The organism is Cohnella mopanensis (assembly GCF_022352055.1).
GTDB lineage: Bacteria > Bacillota > Bacilli > Paenibacillales > Paenibacillaceae > Cohnella > Cohnella mopanensis.
This window is the reverse complement of sequence record NZ_JAKRWM010000002.1, coordinates 303,421-315,414: the sequence shown is the minus strand read 5'-3', so window position 1 is coordinate 315,414 and position 11,994 is coordinate 303,421. Positions and strand designations below refer to the sequence as shown.

Genomic DNA, 11,994 nt, shown 5'->3' with positions numbered 1-11,994 from the left:
ACTAAGATCGCCGAGTCAGGAACCCCCCGTGAAACGCTTTAGGCTCGTAGCTGACGATAAAACAGTTCGGATCAACGGCCAACGCTTGGTCGTATAAATCGTGTTGGAGCTTGCGCGGCAGAACGACGTTGTGAACCCATCTCCGGCCTTCCCTTCCGTCACCCGCCCATCGGGTTACCCCATAACCTTTTTCCCTCAGCAATGTCGCAAGTTCTCCGTATTGTTCCTTGGTCGTAATTTGCACAGTAATGTATCCGATGGCGAGCCGCTCTTCGATCTTGATGCCGAGAAGCACGCCAGCCCCGTAGCTTAAACAGTAAATGACTAGATTCAAAGGGTTGTCCAAATTATCCAGTACAAGCTTAAAGCCGATGACATAGATGCCGATCTCGACCGCGCTCATCATCGAAGCGACGTATCGGACGCCTTTGACCATCAGGATGAAACGGATAGACAGCATGCTTACGTACGTGATCTGCAAAGCCATTATGGAAAGGATGACCGTCATTCCGCACCACCTCGTCTGATACCGAAAGGCGTTGATGAATGAACATCAACGCCTTTCGCGCTTGGGCTCACCCCAGCAATTGTCCTGCAAAACGGGCTAAATGTTCATCCGTCGCATAACGGCAATTGTTATTGCGCATCGGGGCATTCTCTGAGGATGCCATCGTTTCCGCTAAGCGCAAAGCGTCGGCAGAAGTCAAACCTTCCGCCGCCAAAGACAGCTGTAATCCCGATCGCTCTACCAAATCGCGATAGAAAGCCGCTCCTGCTCGAGCTTGCTCTTCGATCGGAGAGGAGATCTCCTCCACGGCGCCCATCGCTCTTGCGATTTCCGCATGGATAGGCTCGTTTCCTTCGATATTCCATTCGTACGTATGATATAGAGCGATCGCGACCGCCCTCCCGTGGTGAACGCGAGCCAACGTGCCTAGCGCATGGCCGATGCAATGCGCGATTCCCGTGCCCCCTTGCTCGATCGCCATGCCCGCGAGCATAGAGCCAATGCTCAACTGGCCTCTGGCTTCCAGATCTTGCGGATGGTTGACCGCTTTCAGCAAGCTGCCCGAGATCATCCGGATCGCTTGAAGGCCGACGGCCTGAATCATGGCATTGCCGCGTTTGCCGGCAACCGCTTCTAAAGCGTGAATCAGCGCATCCAGTCCAGTCGCTGCCGTTAAGTGAGGCGGGAGGGCGACGGTCAGCGTCGGGTCGAGAATGGCCAGATCCGGCGCGAGATCGTAATCCCAGCCCCACACTTTACGCTTCTCCTTATTCGAGAAGACGACCGTGCTCGTCATTTCGGCTCCGGTACCCGAAGTAGTAGGAATCATGATCGTTGTCGTCCGTTTAGGCGAGAACGGATTAGCCATGAGCGCATAATGATCCGTCGGATATTCTGCGCTTGCGACAAGCGATGCAAGCTTGGCGACATCCATCGCCGAGCCTCCGCCGAGGCCGATGACGCAAGCCGCGCCCGACGCTCGGATCACGGCAGCCGCTTCGTCGATGGAAGCGCTCGTCGGATCGCTTTGCACGTCGGAGAACAGAGTCACCTCAACGCCTTGGGAACGCAGCGAAGACATGACCTCGTCCGCGACGCCCACTTTGACCAAACCCGGATCCGTGATCAAGATGGCGCTACTCCCGCCGCTAACGCTACGAACATCCTCCGCGATCTGCTTCGAACGTCCAATGCCGTAAACGACGCGGGTTCGCGATTGAAAATCGAAATCGCTCATCGTTCGTCACCTCCGAATTCAACGACCGTCCGTCCGACGTTCACGCAGCACGGATCATGGAAAGCGTCTACCGCTTTGTTAATGTCTTGGAGAGGAATCCGATCCAAGACTAACTCGTCTAGCTGGAACTTGCCGTCCAAATACAGTTGGGCGATGATCGGGAAATCGCGGAACGGATGAACGTCCCCGTAGAAGCTCCCTTTCAGGATTTTACCTACGCGGTGAAACCCCCCGGCCGGAAGCGCAAGCTCCTTCTTCGGATTAAAGGCGCCGACGACGACCGTCGTTCCGCCTTTGCGCGTTCCTTTCCATGCCGATTGGGACGCCATCGTATTTCCCGAGCAATCGATCGCGTAGTGGACTCCGAAGCCGCCGGTCAGCTCCTTGAGCGCTTCCGCCGCGTCAACCTCTCCTACGTTCACGATATCCGTCGCGCCGAACTTCTTGGCGATCTCGAGGTTTTGCGCCTTAAGGTCGCAAGCGATAATACGGCTTGCTCCGGCGATCCGCGCACCTTGAATGGCATTGACTCCGACGCCGCCGATGCCGAATACGGCGACCGTGGAACCGGGTTTCACTTGCGCGGCACGGACGGCCGCGCCGTAACCGGTCGCTACACCGCAGCCGATAAGGGAAGCCTGAGCCATCGGCATCTCCTCCGGAATTTTCACGCAGCTCATCTCCGGTACGACGGTATATTCCGCAAACGTACTTAACAGCGAATTATGATAAATTTGTTGTCCATTCCGGCTTAGCCTGGACGTTCCGTCCAGTAACGTTCCCGCGAACATCGGCCCAAAAGCGGATTCGCATAGGTTCACTTGGCCGGTCTGGCAAAATTCGCACGTGCCGCAGAACGGAACCCAACTCAGCGCGACTTTATCGCCCGGCTTCACCGTTTTAACGTTCGGGCCGACCTCTACGACGATGCCGGCACCTTCGTGACCGAGAATCGTCGGTACGGGCGTCGTTTCGTCCTCCATCGCGTTAAGATCGCTATGGCATACGCCCGTCGCCAATATTTTCACGAGCACTTCTCCGGCTTTCGGCTCGGCCAACTCCACCGTCTCTATCGAAAGCGGTTGATTGATTCCCTTCATGACCGCCGCTAACATTTTCATTTCCCCGTTCCCCCTTGCGTTACGTCTTGATCAAAAGCTGACTTTTTGAACAACCTCATCAATTGAACAACCTCATCAGTTGAATAACCTCATCAGTTGAAAGTTCAAAAAGTCGGGTTTTCAGCACCGAGAAGCTTGGAAGAAGCTAGGGCATGAGGAGCGGAGCGTAGGCAAAACCTACGTGAGCACCGGAAGGCCCAGCTGAATCCAAGATTCGATGTCGAATTCGCTCCCTGATCAACTTCGTGATCAAAAGCTGACTTTTTGAACAACCTCTTAGTGGGCAATCCAAATCGCTTTCATTTTCGTGTAAGAGGCCAAGCTATGAATGGCGTATTCCTTACCCCAGCCGGATTGCTTGAAACCACCGAACGGACTGGCGATGTCGTAGCAACCGTATCGGTTAACGAACACCTGCCCAGCATCCAACAATTTCGCTACCCGATGGGCGCGAGAAACGTCGTTCGTCCATAATCCCGCAGCCAGGCCGTAGATCGTATCGTTGGCGATTCGTACCGCTTCTTCCTCCGTATCGAACGGAATCAAGCAAAGCACCGGCCCGAAAATTTCCTCTTGCGCGATTTTCATGTCATTCGTTACATCGGCGAAAATCGTCGGCCGGACGTAGTAACCTTCCGCGTTTGCGCCATCCGTGTCACGATGACCTCCGGCAACTACGCGTGCACCTTGCTCCTTGCCGCTCTCGATATACTGAAGAATGCTTTCCATATGCGCCTGGGACACTTGCGGCCCTTGATCGCTTGCCGGATCGAACGGATCCCCGCACCGGTAACCGTCGGCGTATTTCGCAATCTCTTCCACCACCCGATCGTAGACCGGACGTTGCACGAGCAAGCGGGTCGGTGCGCTGCATTTTTCCGCCTTGTGGGTGAACAGTCCGTAGAAGGACCTTTCGATAGCCGCATCCAAGTTCGGAGCGTCCGCAAAAATGATATTCGGCGACTTGCCGCCAAGCTCCAGAGTGACCGCCTTCAAGTTGGAGTCCGCCGAGTCGTGAACGAGTTTCTTGCCGACTTGCGTGCTTCCCGTAAAGGAGACTTTGTCAACGTCCATGTGCGACGAGATGTAGGAGCCGATGCGACCTTCGCCCAGAATCAGGTTAATGACTCCCGGAGGCAGCACTCCCGCTTCGTGAATGATCTCGAATAAACGAATCGCCGAGAGCGAGGTTACGCTGGATGGTTTCAACACGACCGTATTGCCCATTGCCAGCGCTGGCGTCAACTTCATGGCGGCCATATCGATCGGGAAGTTCCACGGTACGATCAAGCCGCACACGCCGACCGGATCGCGGGTGGTCAGGCTCGTGAAGTTGCCTTCGACGGGATTCACTTCGCCGTAATATTTGTCCGTCCATCCCGCGTAATATTCGAAGAAATCGGCGGCCTCCGCCACGTCGTCGTTATACGCTTCCTTATAAAGCTTGCCATTGTCCAGCGACTCCAGCGTTGCCAGTTCGTCCTGATGCTCGCGGATCAGCTGGGAGATCCGGTGCAGCCTTCTGCCCCGTTCCTTGCGGGACATCGCTTTCCATTCGCCTGCTTCGAACGCGTCCCGCGCCGCTCTCACCGCAGAGTCTACGTCTTCCTTGGAGGCTCCCGTGAAGGACCCGAGCGTTTTCCCATTAGCCGGGTTTACCGTATCTATCGTTCTGCCGGAAGTTCCGGCAATCCATTCGCCGTTAATATAAAGGGTTTTTGTTGCCTTCAACCATTTGGCCGCCCATTCCAATTGAGGTGCTTTCATCTTGCTCAACCTCTCTTTCGTATACTGCACGTATTTCTTCCTTAGACATTTCCTTCAGCCATTGCCCAACCTGCGAATACCCGTACTTCTCTTTCAATGCGACGACTGCGGGGATAAAAGTCCGCGACAGCTCCTTGCACCTGATGTCGTCCGCCTCTACGCCCGCGGCGCATTTATCCGTAAACAAGGTAACGGCGCGCTCCAGCATACCCAGCGCATCCAACACGTTAAAGCCGGCCAGCCCTTCCCATACGTTCAGGTTAAGCTCTCCATGCTCGAGCGACGCTTGGACCGAACGGTCCAGCCCGATGACCTGGAAGCAGCTTTGGATTAGCGTCTCCGGGACAACGGGGTTAATCTTGCCGGGAAAAAAAGACGATCCCGCCTGAACCGCCGGCAGCCTAAGCTCGCCGAAACCCGCCTCCGGGCCGGAAGACAGCAGCCGAAAATCCTTGGCGATCTTGATCAGCAGGCCGGAGAGCAATTGAAGCTCCGACGACACCGCCGCCAAATCATCCATGTTCTGCGCCGCGTCATACAGATTTTCTCGGTGGCGGAGAGGCAATTCCGTTACCTCATTCAGAGCTTCTATAATAAGTTCCCTGTAAGCTTCGGGAGCCCCGACGCCGGAGCCGATCACTGTACCGCCGAGATTAACGGCATGCAACGCTTCCACCGCAAGTCCGAGTTGTCTCGTTCTTCGGCTTAACCCTTGAGCATACCCCGAGAACATCGTTCCCAGCGTATCCGCCATTCCGTCCTGCAGGCAGGTTCTTGTAATGGTCGGAACCCGCGCAAGCTCCTTGCCTTTGCGTTCCAACGTATGGATCAGCCGCGCAAGTTCGCTGCCCATTGTAGCTCCGCTTCTTAAAACGGCAATACGTAAAGCCGTATGGCACGCATCCGAAGTGGATTGCGAGGCGTTCACGTGATCCGCCGGATGCACCGGCTTGTAATCGCCCGGTTGTCCGCCTAGTATTTCGTTCGCTAGATTGGCGACGACCTCGTTCATGTTCATGTTGCTGCCGATGCTTCCTCCCCCGTGATAGGGATCGACGATAAATTGATCGCGATGGCAGCCTTGCCTGATTTCCTCGCAGGCTTCCTCGATCGCATAGGTTAGCGACCGCGGTAGAATGCCCGCCCGTTCGTTGGCTCTGGCAGCCGACCGTTTGACATCGGCGAGCGCCGCGACGTAATCCGGATAATCGGCGAGGGTCCTGCCGGAGAAAGATAGGTTCTCTACGCTTCTCAGCGTCTGAACCCCATACAAGGCTTCGTCCTGCAGCTCGACTCTACCGAAAGCATCCTCTTCGAACCGCGACAAGATCATCTCTCCCTAGTTCGCCAATTTCGTCAAGATGCGATCCATTGTCACTGTCCCGACACGGCGGTTATTCATATCGACGACCGGATATTCCCGGACCTGTTCTTCCACCATCCGGTTGAATACCAATTTCAAATCGTCCGTTAGCGCTACGCCACCGTTCGAACCTGCAGCGGTCTCTTGTTCGCTCGAAGCGTACACGTCCTCGACGCGCAGAAATCCCATCTTGCGGTAAACGTCCTTCTCTCCGACGAGTTGACGGATGAAATCGTTGGCCGGATTCGTCACGATCTCGTAAGGAGTGGCAAACTGAACGACTTTGCCGGCTTGCATGATGATAATCCTGTCCGCCAGACGAAGGGCTTCGTCCACATCGTGAGTGACGAACAATATCGTTTTTTTCAACAACCGCTGTATTCTGTGCAACTCATCCTGCAGGCTTGTGCGCGTAATGGCGTCAATCGCCCCGAACGGTTCGTCCATAAGCAAGATTTTCGGGCCGGCCGCCATCGCGCGGGCAATGCCTACGCGCTGCTGCTGTCCCCCGGACAATTGGCTTGGACGCCGTTTGCGATAAATTTTCGGATCTAAATGCACCATATCGAGAAGTTCGTCTATTCGTTTGTCGAGCTTCTCCTCGTCCCATTTGAGAAGCCTCGGGACGACCGCGATATTCGATTCGATCGTCATGTGCGGGAACAAGCCGTTCTGTTGGATGACGTACCCGATCCCCCTGCGAAGTTGCTCCGTCTGGACCTTGCGGATATCGACACCGTCGATCTCGATCGTTCCGGACGTCGTATCGTATAGCTTGTTCACCATCTTGAGCAACGTTGTTTTGCCGCACCCAGAGGGGCCGAGAAAGACGATAAATTCGCCTTCCCGGATGTCGAGCGATACGTTGTCCACCGCCGGGGAAGCGGTGTTCGGATACTGCTTTACCACGTTTTTAAAAACAATGCCCATCCCGGTTCCCCCCTTATCAGAAATTCAAATTCAAATATTTGTACTCCAGAAAATCGTCCACGCCATGCTGACCGCCTTCGCGGCCCATGCCGCTCTGCTTAATGCCGCCAAAAGGCGCTTGCACGTAACCGAGCGCGGATTCGTTAATGCCGACCATTCCGTATTCGAGCTTATCCGCTACTCTCATCGTCGTCCCTAAGTCGCGGGTATAGATGTAGGAAGCGAGACCGAACGGCGTATCGTTAGCCATACGAATCGCTTCGTCTTCCGTCCGGAAAGTAATGAACGGAGCGACCGGACCGAATGTCTCTTCCCGGAATACGTCCATGTCCGACGTTACTCCCGACAATAAGGTAGGCGCGTAATACGAACCACTCTCATACTCGCCGCCGGTCAACTTCTCGCCGCCGATAACTACCTTAGCTCCTTTGGCTATAGCGTCCTGCACGTGGCCGTGCACTTTAGCCAACGCCCGATCATGGATCAAGGGACCGACGTTAACGTCTTTCATTCCGTTGCCCACCGTGATGCTCTTGAGCTTCTTCGCGAATAACTCCGTAAACTCGGTTTCGATTGACTCATGAACGAAAATGCGGTTGGCGCAAATGCACGTTTGCCCGTTGTTCTGGAATTTGTTATACAGCAATCCTTCTGCGGCGGCTTCCAGATCGGCGTCGGCGAACACGATGAACGGCGCGTGACCGCCCAGCTCGAGCGATACTTTCTTCACCTGCTTCGCGGATTGCTCCAGCAAGTACTTGCCGACTGGCGTCGACCCGGTGAAGCTGATCTTGCGCACCTTCTCGTTCTCGAGAAACTCTTGGCCGATTTCCTGCGCGTTGCCTACAACGATGTTGACGACGCCGGCCGGTAAACCGGCTTGTTGGAAAATCTCGAACAAGGCGATCGCCGACAGCGGCGTTTCCGGCGCCGGCTTGACGATGGCGGTACACCCTGCCGCGAGGGCCGGTGCAAGCTTACGGGTAATCATGGAAGACGGGAAGTTCCAAGGCGTAATCGCCGCGACGACCCCGATCGGTTGACGCTGCACGAGAATACGCTGGGTCGTCCGCGAGGACGGAATGATCTCGCCGTTAATGCGCTTCGCTTCCTCTGAATACCAGAGGAAGAAATCAGCGCCCCACAGCACTTCACCCTTCGCTTCCTTTACCGGTTTCCCTTGCTCTAGCGTCATAATCTCGGCCAGGCGATCCGCGTTCGCGACGATCAGATCGTAGATGCGGCGCAAATAAACCGAGCGTTCTTCGGCCGCTGTTTGCGACCACCCCGGAAAAGCCTCGTAAGCAGCATCGATTGCCGCTCGGGCGTCTTCCCTGCCTCCGTTCGGCACGGTTGCGATCTGCTCACCCGTCGCCGGATTGAAAAGAGCAGACCGAAGGCTCGAATGAGCCTCGGTCCATGTTCCATTAATAAACAGTTGGTTTCTGATCTCTGTCATAAGGGCCTCCGGGTTACTCCGAGATGAGTTTGTTGTCGATCAGGAATTGTTTAGCCACGTCTTCGATTTCCGCCTTATCCGGTCCGTCAACCTTCCAGTTCATCGTTTGAACAGCGGCATCCGTCAATAGAGGAGCAAGCGCGTTCAATTTTTCTTTGATCTTAGGCTCGGCATCGAGCTTTTCCTTGCGGATCAGCGGAGCGACGTTGTATACCGGGAAGAACCCTACGTCGTCTTGCAGCAATTGCAGACCCATTCCCGCGATTTGTCCGTCCGTTCCTACCGATACCGTGACGTCGGACTCATTGTTTTCAAGCGGCTTATAACGCAGGCTGTAGTCGATTTGGAATTGCTTCTTGAAAGCGAATCCGCCTTGATCGGCGTAGATTTTCTGCAATCCAGGCAAGCCATCTTCGCGAACGTCAAATTCCTGCGGGTAGGAAAGCACGAGCTCTTTGCTGTGTTTCGCCAGATCTGTATACGTCTTGATTCCGTATTTATCAGCTGTTTCTTTCTTCATCGCGAAACCGTAAGTGGCATTCTCGGATGCCGGGTCCAGCCATTCCATGTTCCATTTCTTAAATCCCTCGCGTACTTTCTCGAGTGCCTTAGCGGAATCCTTCTCGGGCTCCTTCTGCTCCAGCATGACTCCGAGACCGGTACCCGTATATTCCGGATAAATATCGAGATCGCCTTTCTTAAGCGCTTCGAACGTCGGTGCAGTTCCGCCGAGGCTAAGCTGGCGTTTCACATTGATCCCTATGTCTTCCAGAATAAGCGCATACATTTCTCCAATCAGGTGATTCTCAGTGTTGTCCTTGGATCCGACTGTAATTTTCAAATCGGACTTGCTGCTTTTGTCTTTACCGCAAGCTGCGAGCGACGTTGCAAGCGCCATAATGACAAGCAGGGATAACCATGAACGTTTTTTCATTGATAACCTCTCCCTTTTCCTAGTGCGAATAGTTGGTTTTGCGTTGCAAGAAACTAAATACGATCTCGCTCATGATGGCGAGCAAGGCAACGGGCACAGCTCCGATCAGCAGGTAGCTCTTGGACATCATGCTTACCCCGTTGATGATGTAGCTGCCGAGCCCCCCGCCGCCAATGAGGACGGCCAAGGTAGCGCTTGCAATAATTTCAACCGAGGCGGTTCGGATGCCCGCGAGCATGACCGGGAGCGCCAAGGGGAGCTCGATTTTCCAAATCGTCTGCAAGGGAGTCATTCCCATGCCTCTAGCCGCTTCCTTGACTGCAGGATTGATATCCCGGAACGCGACGTACGTGTTGATGAGGATAGGCGGACCGGCCAATACGGTCAACGCCATGGCTGCCGGGGCGAACCCGACTCCGAGCAGCGGCATGGCAAGCGCGAGAATGGCAAGACTTGGGATAACCCGGAAAATGTTGATCGCGTTGATGATGTAATTTGCGATCTTAAGCCTTCTCGATATCCAAATCCCCAGGGGGATGCAGACGAGCATCGCCGCGATCATCGAGAAGGAGCTTAGCCATATATGCGTTTTCATGTTCGCGAGGAATACCGGGGTGTTCCCCTCGAAATATTCGCGGATCTGATCAATGACTTTCACGGTTCACACCTCCGTTAGTTCGTTTTCGGACTGAGGAATCTTTCAATGACCCGGAACAATAAGTCGGCCCCGATTGCAAGGATCGCTATGGTGATTGTTCCGGCAATGATTTTCCCGGTGTGATCGTGATTCAAACCTTGGAATATCAATCTGCCTAGTCCGCCGGCCCCGATCCATGCAGCTACCGTCCCGATGGAAATAATGGACACGGTCGCTACGCGAATTCCGGCGATGACGACCGGTATGGCTAGCGGAATCTCAATCTTGAGAATAATTTGCCACTTGCTCATGCCCATGCCTTTGGCTGCTTCGATCATCATCGGGTCAATGCCTTGAATGGCGGCGATGACGTTGCGCACGAGAATCATTTGGGCGTAGGCGACCAATCCGATCGTTGCCGTGGTAACCCCGAGCCCCGTGTAAGGAATCAGCGCTGCGTAGAGCGCCATGCTCGGTATCGTGTAGATGATACCGAGCACGCTCGTTACGGGCGCTTGCAGCTTCCTGTACTTAGCGATCAAGAACCCGAGTGGCAATGCGATGCAGAGCGCGATCAGCAAGGAGGTAAACGTCAAGGACAAATGCTCCCAGAAGAACGGCATCACCTTATCGGGATTGTTGAAGAGGTAACTCATGTCGATTCACCCACATACACCTTGTTGTAGGCGTACCGTTCGACAGCCTCCAAGTCCAACTCGACTCCAAGCCCTGGCGTTTGAGGCAAGTTGAGGAAACCCTCGGAGTCGATCATCAATTTGTGTTGCTGAACGTAATCACGCCGCTCCGGAGTCCAAGAAGGCGGGTCGTACGGAAGCTCTAGATATGGGCAATGGCTAACCGCGGCGGCCAGATGAAGGTTTGCCATGACGCCGATTCCGTTCGTCCACGTATGCGGGCTGAACCATGCGCCGTTCGACTGGACCATGTCAGCGATTTTCCTTACCTGCGTAATTCCGCCGGTGAGGGCCACGTCTGGCTGATAAACGTCGAGCGAGCCAAGGAAATTCATTTCCCGGAAGTCATGCATCCGCCGGTTCATTTCCCCTCCGGCAATCCGAATCCCGCCGACCATTTCCCTTAATTGCGCGAGTCCGCGGAAATCATGGCTTTGCAGCGGCTCCTCGAGCCAGAACACGCCGAGCTGTTCCAATTCCTTCGCGACCTGGTACGCTTTTTTCAAATCCCACGTCGGTTCCGTATCCCACGGCATCTTCCAACCCTGGTTCGCGTCGACCATGATCTCCAGCTTGTCGCCGATGGCCTTGCGGACGGCTTCGACGACCTTGATGTCGTCACGTACATCCTTATGGTGGAATCGGATTTTCATCGCCTTGAAGCCTTGCTCTAGTAGCAGTTTTGCTCTGTCGGCTCGGACCTCAGGGGTAACCATTTCTCCCGTGGAAGCGTATGCAAGAATTTTATCGTTGCGTGCCCCGAGTAGCTTATACACCGGTTGCCCCGTCGCTTTGCCCATCAGATCCCACAGGGCCAGGTCAAGCGGCCAGCATCTTCCGTAATGAAAATCGATGTTGTCGATGATCTGCGAATGCCGCTCGATGGCGAACGGATCCTGGCCGATGAACAGATGCTCGTGGCCTTCGAATCCCGTCATCAGATCGCCCGACCCGATGCCCGTAATTCCTTCGTCCGTATGGACTTGCACGACTGTAGAGGCGAATTTCCTGCGCGGATTCGGATCCCACGCCGCTTTGAAAGGAGGATCTAACGGCAGTAAATAATGCTTGATTTCGATAGCGGTAATTTTCATCTCTTCACCTCGCTGTGAGCTTTACGATCTTCATTATGACTCGACCGAAACGCCCTGCACAGACGGTCCGCTGCTCAAAGATTAAGCAAAAAGGTGTAAAAAAATTGCGCATCTCCCCCACTTTACGAAATCGCATACATCTGATACGGGATCGGGTTAAACTGGCTAGGAGGAAATAGAGTTAAATATTCAGTAAGGTGTGATTTAGGCCAACTCATATGTAGCGTCCATTAAAAAATCCCCGCCTGA

Annotated in this window: 11 protein-coding genes; all 11 read right to left on the bottom strand. The window is 54.5% G+C overall.

What is annotated here, in order from left to right:
• Nucleotide 1 precedes the first annotated feature (1 nt).
• Nucleotides 2–508 (bottom strand): DUF2179 domain-containing protein, encoded by a 507-nt coding sequence (locus L3D05_RS05580; RefSeq protein ID WP_239615020.1) that lies wholly within the window; start codon nucleotides 506–508, stop codon nucleotides 2–4.
• Between the two features lie 67 nt (nucleotides 509–575).
• Nucleotides 576–1,745 carry an iron-containing alcohol dehydrogenase gene (locus tag L3D05_RS05575; protein WP_239615019.1) on the bottom strand — a complete coding sequence of 390 codons (1,170 nt, stop codon included), beginning with the start codon at nucleotides 1,743–1,745 and terminating at the stop codon, nucleotides 576–578.
• Complete coding sequence (locus L3D05_RS05570; protein WP_239615018.1) at nucleotides 1,742–2,866, bottom strand: Zn-dependent alcohol dehydrogenase; 1,125 nt, start codon at nucleotides 2,864–2,866, stop codon at nucleotides 1,742–1,744. The genes L3D05_RS05575 and L3D05_RS05570 overlap by 4 nt, the downstream gene beginning before the upstream one ends.
• A 276-nt stretch (nucleotides 2,867–3,142) precedes the next feature.
• Nucleotides 3,143–4,633: an aldehyde dehydrogenase family protein gene (locus L3D05_RS05565; RefSeq protein WP_239615017.1), complete on the bottom strand. Its 1,491-nt coding sequence runs from the start codon at nucleotides 4,631–4,633 to the stop codon at nucleotides 3,143–3,145.
• Nucleotides 4,569–5,966: a lyase family protein gene (locus L3D05_RS05560; RefSeq protein WP_239615016.1), complete on the bottom strand. Its 1,398-nt coding sequence runs from the start codon at nucleotides 5,964–5,966 to the stop codon at nucleotides 4,569–4,571. The genes L3D05_RS05565 and L3D05_RS05560 overlap by 65 nt, the downstream gene beginning before the upstream one ends.
• A 6-nt stretch (nucleotides 5,967–5,972) precedes the next feature.
• A complete protein-coding gene (locus L3D05_RS05555) occupies nucleotides 5,973–6,926 on the bottom strand; it encodes an ABC transporter ATP-binding protein (RefSeq protein WP_239615015.1) in 954 nt (317 codons plus the stop codon).
• A gap of 16 nt (nucleotides 6,927–6,942) precedes the next feature.
• Complete coding sequence (locus L3D05_RS05550) at nucleotides 6,943–8,385, bottom strand: NAD-dependent succinate-semialdehyde dehydrogenase (protein ID WP_239615014.1); 1,443 nt, start codon at nucleotides 8,383–8,385, stop codon at nucleotides 6,943–6,945.
• Between the two features lie 13 nt (nucleotides 8,386–8,398).
• Complete coding sequence (locus L3D05_RS05545) at nucleotides 8,399–9,319, bottom strand: ABC transporter substrate-binding protein (protein WP_239615013.1); 921 nt, start codon at nucleotides 9,317–9,319, stop codon at nucleotides 8,399–8,401.
• A gap of 19 nt (nucleotides 9,320–9,338) precedes the next feature.
• Nucleotides 9,339–9,977, bottom strand: coding sequence for an ABC transporter permease (locus tag L3D05_RS05540; protein WP_239615012.1), 639 nt, complete (start codon nucleotides 9,975–9,977; stop codon nucleotides 9,339–9,341).
• Nucleotides 9,978–9,991: 14 nt separating this feature from the next.
• Nucleotides 9,992–10,612 carry an ABC transporter permease gene (locus tag L3D05_RS05535; RefSeq protein WP_239615011.1) on the bottom strand — a complete coding sequence of 207 codons (621 nt, stop codon included), beginning with the start codon at nucleotides 10,610–10,612 and terminating at the stop codon, nucleotides 9,992–9,994.
• Nucleotides 10,609–11,745 carry a mandelate racemase/muconate lactonizing enzyme family protein gene (locus L3D05_RS05530; RefSeq protein ID WP_239615010.1) on the bottom strand — a complete coding sequence of 379 codons (1,137 nt, stop codon included), beginning with the start codon at nucleotides 11,743–11,745 and terminating at the stop codon, nucleotides 10,609–10,611. The genes L3D05_RS05535 and L3D05_RS05530 overlap by 4 nt, the downstream gene beginning before the upstream one ends.
• Nucleotides 11,746–11,994 lie beyond the last annotated feature (249 nt).

What these genes read in the sequence shown, in the direction of transcription:
- L3D05_RS05555 (WP_239615015.1), bottom strand. Translation starts at nt 6,926, where the DNA reads ATGGGCATTGTTTTTAAAAACGTGGTAAAGCAGTATCCGAACACCGCT.
- L3D05_RS05550 (WP_239615014.1), bottom strand. Translation starts at nt 8,385, where the DNA reads ATGACAGAGATCAGAAACCAACTGTTTATTAATGGAACATGGACCGAG.
- L3D05_RS05575 (WP_239615019.1), bottom strand. Translation starts at nt 1,745, where the DNA reads ATGAGCGATTTCGATTTTCAATCGCGAACCCGCGTCGTTTACGGCATT.
- L3D05_RS05565 (WP_239615017.1), bottom strand. Translation starts at nt 4,633, where the DNA reads ATGAAAGCACCTCAATTGGAATGGGCGGCCAAATGGTTGAAGGCAACA.
- L3D05_RS05560 (WP_239615016.1), bottom strand. Translation starts at nt 5,966, where the DNA reads ATGATCTTGTCGCGGTTCGAAGAGGATGCTTTCGGTAGAGTCGAGCTG.
- L3D05_RS05535 (WP_239615011.1), bottom strand. Translation starts at nt 10,612, where the DNA reads ATGAGTTACCTCTTCAACAATCCCGATAAGGTGATGCCGTTCTTCTGG.
- L3D05_RS05580 (WP_239615020.1), bottom strand. Translation starts at nt 508, where the DNA reads ATGACGGTCATCCTTTCCATAATGGCTTTGCAGATCACGTACGTAAGC.
- L3D05_RS05570 (WP_239615018.1), bottom strand. Translation starts at nt 2,866, where the DNA reads ATGAAAATGTTAGCGGCGGTCATGAAGGGAATCAATCAACCGCTTTCG.
- L3D05_RS05545 (WP_239615013.1), bottom strand. Translation starts at nt 9,319, where the DNA reads ATGAAAAAACGTTCATGGTTATCCCTGCTTGTCATTATGGCGCTTGCA.
- L3D05_RS05530 (WP_239615010.1), bottom strand. Translation starts at nt 11,745, where the DNA reads ATGAAAATTACCGCTATCGAAATCAAGCATTATTTACTGCCGTTAGAT.